Origin of the sequence: Enterococcus faecalis (genome assembly GCF_029024925.1) — a bacterium.
Classification (GTDB): Bacteria; Bacillota; Bacilli; order Lactobacillales; family Enterococcaceae; genus Enterococcus; species Enterococcus faecalis.
This window is the reverse complement of sequence record NZ_CP118962.1, coordinates 1,428,752-1,442,690: the sequence shown is the minus strand read 5'-3', so window position 1 is coordinate 1,442,690 and position 13,939 is coordinate 1,428,752. Positions and strand designations below refer to the sequence as shown.

The 13,939-nt window shown below is 37.3% G+C and carries 15 protein-coding genes and 2 riboswitches; of the genes, 14 read left to right on the top strand and 1 reads right to left on the bottom strand.

The genetic code is table 11. The features are described from left to right. The first annotated feature begins 60 nt into the window (after positions 1-60). From xerC to PYW42_RS07055, 5 genes are read left to right on the top strand one after another with little or no spacing between them, the layout of a single operon-like run. Positions 61-960 carry a tyrosine recombinase XerC gene (gene xerC, locus PYW42_RS07075; protein WP_002357488.1) on the top strand — a complete coding sequence of 300 codons (900 nt, stop codon included), beginning with the start codon at positions 61-63 and terminating at the stop codon, positions 958-960. A 28-nt stretch (positions 961-988) separates the two neighbouring features. After that, the gene (hslV, locus tag PYW42_RS07070) at positions 989-1,537 is read left to right on the top strand and encodes an HslVU peptidase proteolytic subunit (RefSeq protein ID WP_002357489.1); all 549 of its coding nucleotides are present in this window, start codon (positions 989-991) and stop codon (positions 1,535-1,537) included. Positions 1,538-1,551: 14 nt separating this feature from the next. Beyond that, positions 1,552-2,955: an ATP-dependent protease ATPase subunit HslU gene (hslU, locus tag PYW42_RS07065; RefSeq protein ID WP_002409948.1), complete on the top strand. Its 1,404-nt coding sequence runs from the start codon at positions 1,552-1,554 to the stop codon at positions 2,953-2,955. Between the two features lie 20 nt (positions 2,956-2,975). Continuing rightward, positions 2,976-3,758 (top strand): GTP-sensing pleiotropic transcriptional regulator CodY, encoded by a 783-nt coding sequence (codY, locus tag PYW42_RS07060; protein ID WP_002357492.1) that lies wholly within the window; start codon positions 2,976-2,978, stop codon positions 3,756-3,758. Between the two features lie 33 nt (positions 3,759-3,791). Next, positions 3,792-4,667 (top strand): aldose 1-epimerase family protein, encoded by an 876-nt coding sequence (locus tag PYW42_RS07055; RefSeq protein ID WP_002411055.1) that lies wholly within the window; start codon positions 3,792-3,794, stop codon positions 4,665-4,667. Positions 4,668-4,708: 41 nt separating this feature from the next. Here PYW42_RS07055 and plsY read toward each other — a convergent pair whose 3' ends face one another. Continuing rightward, entirely contained in the window at positions 4,709-5,338 is a 630-nt protein-coding gene (gene plsY, locus PYW42_RS07050; protein ID WP_002360243.1) for a glycerol-3-phosphate 1-O-acyltransferase PlsY, read from the bottom strand. Between the two features lie 205 nt (positions 5,339-5,543). Further along, a riboswitch (cobalamin riboswitch) is annotated at positions 5,544-5,703 on the top strand. A 187-nt stretch (positions 5,704-5,890) separates the two neighbouring features. On the opposite strand from plsY, the gene PYW42_RS07045 reads away from it, so the two are divergent. From PYW42_RS07045 to PYW42_RS07005, 9 genes are all read left to right on the top strand, one after another. Beyond that, positions 5,891-6,850: an ABC transporter substrate-binding protein gene (locus tag PYW42_RS07045; RefSeq protein ID WP_002391812.1), complete on the top strand. Its 960-nt coding sequence runs from the start codon at positions 5,891-5,893 to the stop codon at positions 6,848-6,850. Continuing rightward, complete coding sequence (locus PYW42_RS07040; protein WP_002360246.1) at positions 6,843-7,850, top strand: FecCD family ABC transporter permease; 1,008 nt, start codon at positions 6,843-6,845, stop codon at positions 7,848-7,850. Before PYW42_RS07045 ends, PYW42_RS07040 begins: the two co-directional genes overlap by 8 nt. Further along, on the top strand, positions 7,847-8,614 hold the full coding sequence (locus PYW42_RS07035; protein ID WP_002409951.1) for an ABC transporter ATP-binding protein: 768 nt from the start codon (positions 7,847-7,849) through the stop codon (positions 8,612-8,614). Before PYW42_RS07040 ends, PYW42_RS07035 begins: the two co-directional genes overlap by 4 nt. A 141-nt stretch (positions 8,615-8,755) precedes the next feature. After that, entirely contained in the window at positions 8,756-9,199 is a 444-nt protein-coding gene (locus PYW42_RS07030; RefSeq protein ID WP_002363995.1) for a EutP/PduV family microcompartment system protein, read from the top strand. Next, positions 9,196-9,777: a cob(I)yrinic acid a,c-diamide adenosyltransferase gene (locus PYW42_RS07025; RefSeq protein WP_002409952.1), complete on the top strand. Its 582-nt coding sequence runs from the start codon at positions 9,196-9,198 to the stop codon at positions 9,775-9,777. Before PYW42_RS07030 ends, PYW42_RS07025 begins: the two co-directional genes overlap by 4 nt. A 44-nt stretch (positions 9,778-9,821) precedes the next feature. Then, positions 9,822-9,971: riboswitch (adenosylcobalamin (AdoCbl) riboswitch) on the top strand. Between the two features lie 292 nt (positions 9,972-10,263). After that, on the top strand, positions 10,264-11,394 hold the full coding sequence (locus tag PYW42_RS07020) for a 1-propanol dehydrogenase PduQ (RefSeq protein ID WP_002409953.1): 1,131 nt from the start codon (positions 10,264-10,266) through the stop codon (positions 11,392-11,394). Positions 11,395-11,553: 159 nt separating this feature from the next. Continuing rightward, entirely contained in the window at positions 11,554-11,901 is a 348-nt protein-coding gene (gene eutS, locus PYW42_RS07015) for an ethanolamine utilization microcompartment protein EutS (protein WP_002345864.1), read from the top strand. A 27-nt stretch (positions 11,902-11,928) separates the two neighbouring features. Next, positions 11,929-12,501: an ANTAR domain-containing response regulator gene (locus PYW42_RS07010; RefSeq protein WP_002357503.1), complete on the top strand. Its 573-nt coding sequence runs from the start codon at positions 11,929-11,931 to the stop codon at positions 12,499-12,501. Next, complete coding sequence (locus PYW42_RS07005; protein WP_002357504.1) at positions 12,502-13,935, top strand: sensor histidine kinase; 1,434 nt, start codon at positions 12,502-12,504, stop codon at positions 13,933-13,935. Positions 13,936-13,939 lie beyond the last annotated feature (4 nt).

The window sequence follows — 13,939 nt, the reverse complement described above, 5'->3', positions numbered from 1 at the left end:
TTGTCTTTTGAAAAAGGTTATGCTAAAGTTACTTTGTAATCGAATGAGGAGGGCTATCACATGGAAGAAAAGAATTGGCCTGAGTTATTTGCTCGTTATCTTATTGTCGAAAGAGGCTATTCAGAAAAAACAAAAAAAGCATATCAAGAAGATATACAACATTTTTTTTCGTTTTTAAAGACTTCAGGTAATGACAATTATTTGACTGTGGAACATTTGGATGTTCGGGCTTATTTGAGCGAATTATACGATCAGGAATATAGCCGCAATTCGATTAGTCGAAAAATTGCCAGTTTGCGTTCTTTTTATCAATTCTTATTAAAAAATGAAGCAATCCAAGAGAATCCTTTTTCCTATGTTCATATGAAAAAGAAACAGTTACGGTTGCCCCGTTTTTTTTATGAAAAAGAAATGGATGCATTATTTGAGAGCGCACAAGGGGAGCAACCGCTTGATTTGAGAAATCAAGCATTACTAGAAGTTCTGTATGGGACTGGTATTCGGGTCAGTGAATGTGCGAACTTAACGGTGGACGCAGTTGACTTTCAAGCTTCTGTTTTATTGGTTCACGGAAAAGGAAATAAAGACCGTTATGTGCCTTTTGGTTCATTTGCACAAGACGCCTTAAAGGATTACTTAGAGAATGGCCGCGCGCTATTAATGACAAAATATCAAAAAAAACATCCGTATGTCTTTGTTAATCATCATGGTGAACAAATCACGCCAACAGGGATTGAATATGTCTTAAACCAACTAATTAAAAAAAGTTCATTAAATGCGGAAATTCATCCCCACATGTTACGCCATACATTTGCGACACATTTATTAAATAATGGCGCCGATATGCGGACAGTTCAAGAATTATTAGGACATGCTAATTTATCAACAACTCAGATATATGCGCATGTGACAAAAGAAAGTTTACAAAAAAATTATCGAACGTTTCATCCTCGTGCATAATGGAGGTAAACGTCTAGGAGGAACAATAATGGTTGAATCACAATTTCACTCTACAACAATTTGTGCAGTCGAAAAAGATGGAAAATTTGCAATGGCTGGTGACGGCCAAGTAACAATGGGCGAATCTGTCGTTATGAAAGGTACGGCCAAAAAAGTGCGCCGTATTTACAATGATGAAGTCGTTGTCGGTTTTGCAGGAAGTGTGGCAGATGCCTTTACATTAGAAGAAAAGTTTGAAGGAAAATTAAATGAATACAACGGAAACTTAACGAGAGCTGCGGTTGAGTTAGCCCAAGAGTGGCGTACACAACAGTCTATGCAAAAATTAGAAGCTATGCTGATTGTGATGAATAAGGAAGAAATGCTCTTAGTTTCAGGAACTGGGGAAGTCATCACACCAGACGATGGTATTTTAGCAATTGGTTCAGGCGGTAATTTTGCTTTGTCCGCTGCAAGAGCCATGAAAAACTTTGGCGATAAAGAAATGCCAGCGAAAGAGATTGCTAAAAATGCCTTAAATATTGCTGCAGATATCTGTGTATTTACGAATCATAATATCATTGTAGAAGAATTATAAGCGAGGGAAAATCCATGAATGAATTAAACAAAACACCAAAAGAAATAGTCAAAGAACTAGATCAATATATTGTTGGACAGCAAGCTGCCAAAAAATCAGTGGCGGTAGCTTTACGTAACCGCTATCGTCGCTTGCAATTAGAAGAAAATATGCAACAAGATATTACGCCTAAAAACTTACTAATGATTGGACCAACAGGTGTTGGTAAAACTGAGATTGCTCGTCGTCTCGCAAAAATTGTCAATGCGCCTTTTGTAAAAGTTGAAGCAACCAAATTTACAGAAGTAGGCTATGTTGGTCGGGATGTCGAATCAATGGTGCGGGATTTAGTAGAAAATGCGATCCAAATTGTTGAAAAACAACAATACAGTCGCGTGTATGCGCAAGCATTAAAAAAGGCCAATCAACGTTTAGTCAAAGTATTAGTGCCTGGAATTAAAAAAGAACAAAAACAGGCTGGCGGTAATCAATTTGAACAAATGATGAACATGTTTAACATGGCTCAGCAACAGCAAGAAGCACAAGAAGAAGTAACGGAAGATATTCGAACGAATCGCCGAACAATTTTGGAACAGCTGGAAAAAGGTCTATTAGATAATCGTGAAGTAACAATTGAAATTGAAGAACCGAAGAAAACGATGCCAGCTATGAACAATGGCCTAGAACAAATGGGTATCGACTTAAATGAAACGTTAGGCGCTCTGTCACCAAAGAAAAAAATCGAACGTTCTGTAACGGTGAAAGAAGCACAAGAATTATTAGTGAAAGAAGAATCAGCAAAAATTGTCAATGACGCTGATATTCATAGTGAAGCTATTCGTTTAGCTGAATCAAGCGGAATTATTTTTATCGATGAGATTGATAAAATCACCTCTAAAAGTCAACAAAATTCGGGCGAAGTCTCTCGTGAAGGAGTACAAAGAGATATTTTGCCGATTGTTGAAGGCTCCCAAGTTAACACGAAGTATGGTCCTTTACAAACGGATCACATTTTATTTATCGCTTCAGGTGCTTTCCACTTGTCAAAACCAAGTGACTTGATTCCAGAATTACAAGGCCGCTTCCCAATTCGAGTTGAATTAGATGATTTAACGGCGGATGACTTCGTAAGTATCTTAACTGAGCCAAACAATGCTTTAATTAAACAATATGTAGCATTAATTGGCACAGAAAATGTTTCAGTCATCTTTACAAAAGAAGCAATTGAACGGTTAGCACACATCGCTTATGATGTAAACCGTGATACAGATAATATTGGGGCGCGTCGTTTACACACAATTTTAGAACGTTTATTAGAAGATTTATTATATGAAGCACCAGATATGCAAATGGGTGAAATTACGATTACCGAAGCATATGTCAATGAAAAATTGAATGACATTGTTCAAAATGAAGATTTAAGTCGTTACATCTTATAAAAAAGGCTGGAGGAGAAAAGATGGCTACATTATTAGAAAAAACACGTCAAGTGAACGAGCTTTTGCAAAAAAACAATCTGTTTGACGTACAAGCAGAACTTCCGTACAACAAAATGGCAATGATTTTAGGGGATATTTTAGAAAGTAATGCGTATATTATTAGCAGTTCAGGGGATTTGTTGGGGTATACTGAAAAATTAGATGTTAATAATGCCCGTATCAAAAATATGTTTAAAGAGAAAAAATTTCCTCAAGGATACACCGAGGCCGTGGATATGCTCAAAGTAACCGAAGCCAATATTCCAATAGACAGTGATTTAACTGCATTTCCTTTTGAATCACGAGAGCTGTATCCGTTTGGGTTAACCACTATTGTGCCTTTGTACGGTGCTGGCAAACGCTTGGGTACGATTATTTTAGCGCGTGTTGAAAAATCCTTTAACGAGGATGATTTAGTGTTAGCTGAATATAGTGCGACCGTTGTCGGCATGCAAATTTTGTATCATCAATCCAGAACAATTGAAGCAGAAGTTCGCAGTGCGACTGCCGTGCAAATGGCCATCAACACTCTTTCCTATAGTGAATTAAAAGCCGTCCATGCTATTTTTGAAGCCTTAGATGGCGAAGAAGGTCGTTTAACTGCTTCAAGTATTGCAGACGAAATAGGCATTACTCGTTCCGTAATTGTGAATGCCTTAAGAAAATTAGAATCAGCTGGAATTATTGAATCACGTTCTCTTGGTATGAAAGGGACTTATTTAAAAGTGTTAAATCAACAATTTATTAAAGAGTTGGAAAAATAAGCAATTGCTCGTATCAACTAGGAGGACAACGCAATGACTGTACAAATTGAAAATGAATTTCTAATCGCAACATTTGCTGAAGAAGGAGCAGAATTAGTAAGTTTACAATCAAAAGAAACCGGCATTGAATATATTTGGCAAGGAAATCCTGAATTTTGGGCCCGCCATGCGCCCGTACTTTTTCCGATTATCGGTCGTCTAAAAGAAGATACGTATATATACCAAAATCAAGCGTATCATTTAACTCAACATGGTTTTGCTCGTGATCAAGTATTTGATGTGATTGAAAAAGGTGGAGAAGAAGTTTCTTTTTCACTAAAATCAACAAAAGAAACCAAGAAAAAGTATCCTTTTGATTTTGAACTAGTGATTACTTATACATTAGAACATCAAGAATTGACTGTAAACTACCAAGTAGAAAACACAGGGAAAGAAGAGATGTATTTTGGGATTGGTGGTCATCCAGCCTTTAATGTACCTTTAGAATCTTCACTAACGTTTGAAGATTATTATCTAAGTTTTTCACCTAAAAAATCACGGACACAAATTCCCTTAGCAGGCCCGTTTATTGATTTAGCGAATAAAACGCTAGCCCAAACGAATACCAGCTTTGACTTAACGCATCAATTATTTGAAAATGATGCAATGATTTTTGAAACAAAAGGTCAAACAGCAATTACGATTGCCACAGACGAAAGTGACCATCAAGTCACTTTGAGTTATCCAGAAATGCCTTTTGTGGGGATTTGGTCACCGACACCGAAAGAAGCGCCTTTTGTCTGTATCGAACCTTGGTGCGGGATTGCTGATGCTGTCGACGCAACTGGCCAACTTGCTGAAAAATTTGGCATCAATAAGTTACCAGCTAACGAACTATTTAAAACACAGTATATGATTAGTGTAAAATAAAGAAAAAGGCTGTGAACATTATTTGTTCACAGCCTTTTTCTTTATTTTTTTGCACGTAAGCCAAAAGAGAGGCGACTTTCTGTTCCATTTTTAATTCGCTGAATGTTTTCACGATGACGGACAAAGATAAAAGTAGTCAAAGCAATCGCAATCACGGTTAATAACCAGTTAAATGTTGGTAAAATAGCTGGGACAGTGAAAGGCAAAATAATAGTAGAAAGTGTAATTAGTACAGCGCTAATCATACTTGTTAAACTCACCATACTGGTTAGATACAGACAAATCACAAAAATAAGAGCAGAATAAATAAAAAATGTGGGGCTGTATGCTAATAACATGCCAGCGCTAGTGGCTACGGCTTTACCACCTTTGAAATTGGCAAAAATAGGGAAGGTATGCCCTAAAACAGCTGCTACCCCAAAGAAGAGCGGATTCACGCCTTGTAAACCAAACAAATAGGGTAATGAAGTGGCTAACGTTCCTTTCAAGATATCCATTAATAATACCGTGATTCCGGCAGGTTTCCCTAAGACACGAAATGTATTGGTTGTTCCTGTATTCCCACTCCCAAATTGGCGTATATCTTTTTTAAAGAAAAGTTTACCAATCCAAACACCTGAGGGAATCGAACCTAATAAATAGGCAACAAGTAACAAAATGACGATTTTCATCAAGTTAACCTCTTTCTTATTCAAACTAGGATTTATTTTATCATGAATAGAAAAACGGAACAACGTCTAATAACTAAAACAAGAAAAGTTTTTCTTTTGCTTGAGGAAGCGTTGACAAATGATTGATAACCGTTATAATAAATGTGTGTCATTAGACAAAGACGTCTAATCACTGGTTTGAAAATTAGTTATCAACGAAGATACAATATATATGTACTTATGAAGTGTCAGGGAAAGAGGTGCGAATCCTCTACAGACCTACCTACTGTATGGTGGATGAAACCAATAAGACCACAGATTATTCTGGAAGGATTGGGAGTAAGAAGAAGCTAAGTCAGGATACCGGCTTGATAAGTCTAATCATTCTTTTGTAGGAAAAAGAAGGGGCTTTGAAGATAACTGGCTGAGTATATCATTAGCATAGTTAAGTGACTGCTTTTTTTCTATTAGAGAAAAAAGTGGTTTTTTTGTATTGTTTTGACGTTGAGACAAAGGAGGTTCATTTCAGAAAATTTTCCCCAAAATAAAATAGACGAATGCGAGGATGAAAAAATGAAAAAATTTACTTTAACAATGATGACTTTAGGTTTAGTAGCAACACTTGGCTTAGCAGGGTGTGGTAAACAGGAAAAGAAAGCAACTACCTCTTCTGAAAAAACAGAAGTAACGTTACCAACCAAAGACCGTAGCGGCAAAGAAATTACTTTACCCAAAGAAGCAACCAAAATTATTTCCCTAGTGCCATCAACAACAGAAGTGATTGAAGACTTAGGTAAAACCGACCAATTAATCGCAGTTGATACTCAAAGTAGCACAATGATGACTGATTTAAAAAAATTACCACAAATGGATATGATGGCTGTCGATGCCGAAAAATTGATTGCCTTGAAACCACAAATTGTTTATGTGAATGACATCAATTTAGCTAGCTCAGAAAGTGTTTGGAAACAAGTGGAAGATGCTGGAATTACAGTCGTTAATATCCCCACTAGTACAAGCATCAAAGCAATCAAAGAAGACGTCCAATTCATCGCGGATAGCTTATCTGAACATGAAAAAGGACAAAAGTTAATCAAAACAATGGATCAAGAAATCGACGAAGTAGCCAAAATTGGTAAAACCATTAAAAAACCAAAAACTGTTTTGTTTGAAGTAGCTGCCTTACCAGACATTTATAGTTTTGGTAATGGGACATTTTTAAATGAAATGATTGAAACAATTGGGGCAAAAAATGTTTTGGCAAATGAAAAAGGCTGGTTACCAGTGACAGAAGAAGCGGCCATTGCTGCAAAACCAGAAGTCATTTTAACCAATGTTAACTATATGAAAGATCCCGCCAAAGAAATTTTAGCTCGTAAAAACTGGGAAAGCGTTCCTGCAGTTCAAAACAAAGAAGTTTTCGAAATTGACAACATGTCTAGCTCTTTACCAAATAACCACATTACCAAAGCATTAAAACAAATGGCAAAAGCTGTTTATCCAGAGGAATACAAGGATTTAAAAGATGAGTAAAAAAACGTGTCTCATACTGATGCTCTTGATTAGTATGAGCATGCTCTTTTTGGGTATTAAAATTGGAAGTGTTCAGATTTCGTTAACGGATTTGCTTCAAATTTTAGTGAAAAAGACGGTTTCAGAAGACGGGATTTTAGAGGGAATCATCTGGAATGTACGGTTACCGCGTGTCGTGATGGCCTATCTCGTGGGCGCAGGCTTAGCAGTAAGTGGCACGGTGATGCAATCACTCTTAGGTAATCCTTTAGCTTCTTCGTATACTTTGGGCGTATCAGCGGGAGCATCCTTAGGCGCTGCGTTAATCATGGTAACTGGAGTAACTGCTTCGATCTTAGGGGCATTTTTATTGCCTTTAACTGGTTTTATCTTTGGCTTAGCAACGGTCTTTTTAGTTTTGTTATTTACGCAAACAATGGATAGTCAAATGTCCAATCAAACAGTTGTTTTAGTGGGGATGATTATGACCTTGTTTGTCGGTGCTATTTTGACGTTGATTACAGCACTTTTCCAAGATTATTTGAAACAATTAGTCTTTTGGCAAATGGGTAGTTTTTCTGGCAGTAATTGGCAAAAAATTGCTATTTATTGTCCAATCTTGCTTGTCAGCAGTCTGTTTCTTTGGTTTGATGCCAACGCATTGGATGTTCTCGGTTTAGGAGAAGAACATGCGATGTTAGCGGGAGTAGAAGTCAAAACAGCAAAACTACGCATTATTCTTTTGGCTAGTTTATTGGCAGGAAGTGCGGTTTCATTTGTCGGTGTGATTGGTTTTGTTGATTTAATAGCACCACATATTGTCCGTCGCTATTTAGGGGCGACTCATCGCTGGCTGATTCCCGGTTCAGCAATCTTAGGTGGGACCATCATGGTACTAGGGGACACAATTGCCCGCACGATTTTATCACCAAGAGAAATTCCCATCGGGGCCGTAACAGCCTTGATTGGAGCGCCATTCTTCTTGTATATTTACTTTAAAAAAAGGGGCGTTGCTGCATGATTGAATTAAAAGAAACAGCTGTAACACTCCAACAAACCCCCATTTTAAAAGATATTTCCCTCGTTTTTCCGACAGGTAGTAAAACTTGTATTTTAGGTCCAAATGGTTGCGGTAAAACGACACTTTTAAAAACGATTGCCGGACTTGTCCCTTATAGTGGTTCTGTTTTAATTGATGGTCAAGAAGTTCATGGACAAAAGCGGAAGGAATTGGCAACGAAAGTAGCGATGATGAGTCAATTCACGACAGTTGCTTTTGATTATACGGTTTACGAAACAGTTTTGATGGGGGCGTATCAACAACAAGCACAACGTTTTTTACCTATTGTTTCTAAACAAGAAAAAGAACGAGTCCTTTATTATTTAGAACGCACGGGTTTATTGCCTTTAAAAGATAAAGTTGTCAATCAGCTTTCAGGAGGACAACAACAACGAGTATTTTTGGCTAAATTATTTGTACAAGATCCAGAAATTATTTTATTGGATGAACCCAATAATCATTTGGATATTCGGTATCAACAAGAATTGATTCAGCAGTTAAATGAGTGGAGTGCGCAAGAAGGGAAAACGTTAATCGGGGTGTTTCATGATATCCGTTTAGCGTTAACGCTAAGTGAAAAAATTGTGTTTATGAAGCAAGGGAAAGTGGCCGCGCAAGGTGATTTTCAAACGTTGGCTTCCAAAGAATTTTTACAAACGATTTTTGAAACAGATATTGTCTCCTATTTTCAGAAACAACATAAAGTTTGGGAAACTATTCAATAATTTTGACAAGTTTTTTGGAAACAGGTAAGATAAAGGCAAAGAATCAGAAACACAATGGCGTGTTTTAACAAATCGGCAAAGGAGCCCAAGACTAAGTACGTGATGGTACTTGCTTTGGGCTCCTTTTTTATGGAGGTAGCGATGAAACGAATCATTTTAATGGGAGCTATCGGTTGTGGCAAAACCACGTTATGTCAAGCTCTGCAAGGCAAAGAATTAATTTATGATAAAACACAGGCGGTGGAATTTCATACAGAAATGATTGATACACCAGGCGAGTTTATTTTGCATCGACAATATTATAATGCATTAAACGTCACAGCGGCAGAAGCAGATGTGATTGGTTTGGTTCAAAGTGCTGTAGAAACACAACAAGTTTTTTCACCAGGATTTGGTAGTATTTTCCCGAAAGAAATCATTGGTATTTTAACCAAGATTGATTTAGCACAAGATTCTCAGCAGTTAGAGATTGTTCGGCAACAATTAAAAAGTGCGGGTGCAACAAGAATTTTTGAAATTTCTTCTGTTGAAAAAATTGGCTTGCAAGAATTAGTAGATTATTTAGAGGAGGATGAAGCAGAATGAAAATTTATACAAAAACTGGCGATAAGGGAATGACGAAATTAGTCGGCAACTCAACCGTCGCTAAGGATTCTGATCGAGTTGAAAGTTATGGAACGATTGATGAATTGAATTCTTGGGTGGGCTATATTATCAGCCAACTTCCACAAGAAAATCAAGAAATTAAAGAAGAACTAGAAGCTTTACAACATTTACTTTTTGATGCGGGAACAGATTTGTCAACACCGATTGAAGCACAACGACCATTTAAATTACAAAAGGAAAGTGTGCATTGGCTAGAACAGCGGATTGATTTCTACACTGCACAATCACCAGATATTGATCGTTTTATTTTACCTGGCGGAACCCCAGCAGCCAGTATGGTTCATGTGGCTCGGACGATTGCACGGCGCGCAGAACGCATCATTGTTCGTTTAAATTGGACAGCCAAAATTAACGAAGAGGTATTAATTTTTACCAATCGTTTATCAGATTATTTTTATGCGTTGGCTCGCTATTTAAATGTTCAAGCACAACGACCTGATGTTTTTTATGAACGAAGCGAAAAGGTTTTCCATAAAATTAAAGAAGATGGATTGTAAACAGTTGCTTTTCTAAAAAACTTATGGTAAATTTCAGATAGATTAAACGAATATTTTATGAAAAATATGAATGGAAGCCAGTGAGAATCTGGCACGGTCCCGCCACTGTGAAGAAGCAAGGTTGCTTTTAAGTCAGGTCTTTTCATTTTTTCATTATTGGGCATGCTGTTTCGAGGCAAAACAGGATGTTTCTTAACAACGCTTGTGTTGAAAATCCAGCCCAAGATATTTGTATTAATCCAATTAATGGCACGAGGAAGTGCTTTTGGAAATTTTGGGCTGGTCTTTCAATGTTGAAGGAGATTTCAGGTACAATGACGTACTGCTATATTCCCTTTTTTTATTGACAATTAATTAAAGGCGTTGTACTCTATGGATAAGGTTTCGTGTACAATGGCGTATACATAAGGAAGCAAAGACGCTTCAGACAGATGATTTTTCGTTTGTTTGAAGTGTCTTTTTGTATTTTATTAAGGAGGAATTGAGATGAAAACAATTCATTTCCCTACCGAACTATGGGTAGGAGAAGGCGCATTAGCCAATTTGGAAACACTTCATGATAAACGTGTTTTCATTGTCACAGATCCATTCATGGTTGACTCTGGATTTGTGAATGAAGTGACAAAGCATTTAACAAAAAGTGAATGGCAAATTTTTAGTGATATCATCCCCGATCCACCAATTGATAAGATTGCTGCGGGAATTAAGCAGTTAGCGACATTTCAAGGAGATACGATATTAGCTTTAGGTGGGGGATCCGCTATTGATGCGGCCAAAGCAATGAAATTTTTTGGCAAACGTACTTTGCAAACTCAGATTGCTGAGTTTATTGCGGTTCCTACAACTAGTGGAACTGGTTCAGAAGTTACGAATTTTTCAGTGATTACGGTTGCTGAAACTGGCACCAAAATCCCGCTTGTAACGGATGAAATTCAACCAGAAATTGCGATTTTAGATACAAATTTAGTGATGAGTGTGCCACCAAAAATCACAGCGGATACAGGAATGGACGTCTTAACGCATGTTATTGAAGCGTATGTTTCAACAGAAGCAAATCCGATTTCAGATGCGTTGTGCGAAAAAGTCGTTCGCCTGGTATTCGACAATTTAGAAATAGCCTTTAATCAGGGTAGCAACCAACAAGCCCGTGAAAATATGCATTTAGCTTCATGTATGGCAGGGATGGCGTTTAATGTTACTTCGTTAGGCTTGAATCACGGTATTGCTCATGCGGCCGGTGCGCGTTTACATGTGCCACATGGACGAATGAATGCAATGCTCTTACCTGAAGTCATTGCATATAACAGTGGCTTAGCGAATGGCAAAGTCACCAACGAACCAACAGCTAAACGTTATGCGCAGTTAGCAAATTGTCTAAATGATACACAGACAACCAATGCACGGATTGGTGTTCAACAATTTATTCGACAAATCAAGCAACTCCGTCAAAAATTAAACATGCCTGCCACTTTTAGTGACTATGGTTTACCAAAAGAAGAAGTCCAGGCTGCAATCCCAAAAATAGCTGAAGGCGCATTGATGGATGGCTGCACCAAAACAAATCCTGTCCAACCAACAGCAGCAGAAGTGACAAAAATTTTAAATTCTATCTTATAAGCGATTGACAGGATGAAATCGATAACATATAATGTGGGTAGCACAACGGCGTGCTTCAAAATTTAAGAGCAAAGAAGCTCCTTAGTAGAAAGCGAAAGTGGAACCTTTACGTTTTTTATTGAGGATTTTTTATTTGCTAAATTAAAGGAGCGAGTCTGGTTGGAAGAAAAACAACGAATGATTCAAGAATATGTTCCTGGGAAACAAGTAACGTTAGCGCACATCATTGCTAGTCCTAATAAAGAAATTTATACAAAATTAGGATTGCCAGAAGGCACCAGCAATGCACTAGGTATTTTGACAATCACTCCGAGCGAAGCGGCAATTATCGCTGTTGATATTGCGACTAAAAGCGGAGATATCCAAATCGGTTTTATTGATCGTTTTTCTGGATCGGTAGTCATTTCTGGTGACGTAAGCTCAGTGGAAGCAGCCTTACAAGCGGTGATTGAAGGTTTACAACAGATTTTAAACTTTTCTGTAACTTGTAAAATTACCAGAACATAGCGTTGAAAGGACAAGGGCGTGAAGAAAATGGATGGACGAATTGTAATAGTCGATGATGAACCTATTACGAGACTCGATATTCGTGATATTGTGATAGAAGCAGGGTACGAAGTAGTCGGTGAAGCAGCTGATGGTTTTGAAGCAATTGAAGTATGTAAAAAAACACAACCTGACCTAGTATTAATGGACATTCAAATGCCAATTTTAGATGGTCTAAAAGCAGGTAAAAAAATTGTTCAAGACCAACTAGCCAGTAGTATTGTTTTTTTATCTGCATACAGTGACGTACAAAATACGGACAAGGCTAAAAAATTAGGCGCACTGGGTTATTTAGTTAAACCTCTAGATGAAAAATCATTAATACCTACAATTGAAATGAGCATTGAACGAGGCAAACAAACGCAGCTGTTACTAAATCAAATCGATAAATTAAGTTTAAAATTAGAAGAACGTAAAATTATCGAAAAAGCCAAAGGTATTCTTGTAAAAGAAAATCATATATCGGAAGAAGAAGCCTACCAAATGTTGCGTACGTTAAGCATGAACAAACGCGCACGTATGAGTGAAATTGCAGAATTGATTGTAATGGATGATGAATAAATGAAACGATTAGAACAATTATGTCACCAATATACCAATCTTTCAGAATCAGACATTAAAGAATTACAACGTACAGCACGTTATCTTTCTTCGACGACACTCTACCAAAGTGCAGATGTTTTTATTGATGTGTATAAGGAAATGTCACAGCAAGCACTAGTCGTTTATCATAAGCCGCCTGCGAAGACAACTTCTTTATATAGCGGAGATGTCGTCGGGATGGAAGCTTTATTAAAAAATGAACCTGGTGTTCTGCGTACCATGCAAACTAGCTTAAATAGCATTGGTTTGTTAGCAGTGACTCAGGAAAATCGTTTGATTAAGCAAAATATCTATCCCATTCGCAATGAACATCGAACGATTGGTGTCATTATTGTCGAGATTGCGGCAGATGAAGAGATTCAAGCGGACTTACAAAAAGAGGAGCTAAATAACTGCCAGTTAGCAAAAGTAGCGAAATCAACTAGTCAAGTCGACGCATTATTTATTGATCAATTGGCAGAAGCCGTTTTGATTTTTGATGCGGCGGGTCACTTATTAATTACCAATCACAATGCACAAGAGCTTTATCGCAAACTTGGTTATCGGGATAATATCATTGGAATGAGTTATGACAATTTGTCCATCGATTATACAACTTTTGAATATGTGTTGTATCAAATGAAATATAAAATGAGTAATCAACCAATTGAAAGCAAAACGACCTACCTTAATTATTATTTTAAGGTTCGGAAAGTGTGGTTGGCATCAGAAGAACAACTGATTATGATTATTCAAGACAATACAGAATTTAAAGAAAAAGAAGCGGAAATTATTTCCAAATCTGTTGCGATTCGTGAAATTCATCATCGTGTTAAAAATAACTTGCAATCGGTGGTTTCCTTATTGCGTATTCAAGAACGGCGAACGCAAAGCCCCGAAGCAAAGAAAGTCCTTCATGAAAGTGTCAATCGAATTATGGCGATTGCAGCCACCCATGAATTGCTGTCAAAACAAGTCAAAGATGACGTTGCTTTACGGCAAACATTGGAAGCAGTGATGTATAATTTTAGACATCTTTTTCAAGGCGCACAACCCATTGAGATGATGATGGATGTTGATCCAGCCATTATGGTTTCTAGCGAACAAATGGTTACCATTTCCCTTGTTGTCAACGAACTATTACAAAACATTTTTGATCATGCATTTGAGCCACAAACAAGTGGCGTTGTTAAACTTAGTGGAACATTAGATAATAAAATGATTACCATTACTGTTACAGATAATGGTAAAGGCTATGATGTTCATCAAAGTAACGAGACCAGTTTAGGTTTGATGATTGTCAAAAGCTACGTAAAAGATAAATTAAAAGGAAAAATTACAATTGAATCCAATAAACAGGGAACTAAAACCTGTTTCTATTTCGAACAGAACACCAGTGATGTTGTTCATTGATTAA

Bases quoted from the DNA above. Each gene is read 5' to 3' on its own strand.
- xerC (WP_002357488.1), top strand. From the start codon at position 61: ATGGAAGAAAAGAATTGGCCTGAGTTATTTGCTCGTTATCTTATTGTC.
- hslV (WP_002357489.1), top strand. From the start codon at position 989: ATGGTTGAATCACAATTTCACTCTACAACAATTTGTGCAGTCGAAAAA.
- hslU (WP_002409948.1), top strand. From the start codon at position 1,552: ATGAATGAATTAAACAAAACACCAAAAGAAATAGTCAAAGAACTAGAT.
- codY (WP_002357492.1), top strand. From the start codon at position 2,976: ATGGCTACATTATTAGAAAAAACACGTCAAGTGAACGAGCTTTTGCAA.
- PYW42_RS07055 (WP_002411055.1), top strand. From the start codon at position 3,792: ATGACTGTACAAATTGAAAATGAATTTCTAATCGCAACATTTGCTGAA.
- plsY (WP_002360243.1), bottom strand. From the start codon at position 5,338: ATGAAAATCGTCATTTTGTTACTTGTTGCCTATTTATTAGGTTCGATT.
- PYW42_RS07045 (WP_002391812.1), top strand. From the start codon at position 5,891: ATGAAAAAATTTACTTTAACAATGATGACTTTAGGTTTAGTAGCAACA.
- PYW42_RS07040 (WP_002360246.1), top strand. From the start codon at position 6,843: ATGAGTAAAAAAACGTGTCTCATACTGATGCTCTTGATTAGTATGAGC.
- PYW42_RS07035 (WP_002409951.1), top strand. From the start codon at position 7,847: ATGATTGAATTAAAAGAAACAGCTGTAACACTCCAACAAACCCCCATT.
- PYW42_RS07030 (WP_002363995.1), top strand. From the start codon at position 8,756: ATGAAACGAATCATTTTAATGGGAGCTATCGGTTGTGGCAAAACCACG.
- PYW42_RS07025 (WP_002409952.1), top strand. From the start codon at position 9,196: ATGAAAATTTATACAAAAACTGGCGATAAGGGAATGACGAAATTAGTC.
- PYW42_RS07020 (WP_002409953.1), top strand. From the start codon at position 10,264: ATGAAAACAATTCATTTCCCTACCGAACTATGGGTAGGAGAAGGCGCA.
- PYW42_RS07010 (WP_002357503.1), top strand. From the start codon at position 11,929: ATGGATGGACGAATTGTAATAGTCGATGATGAACCTATTACGAGACTC.
- PYW42_RS07005 (WP_002357504.1), top strand. From the start codon at position 12,502: ATGAAACGATTAGAACAATTATGTCACCAATATACCAATCTTTCAGAA.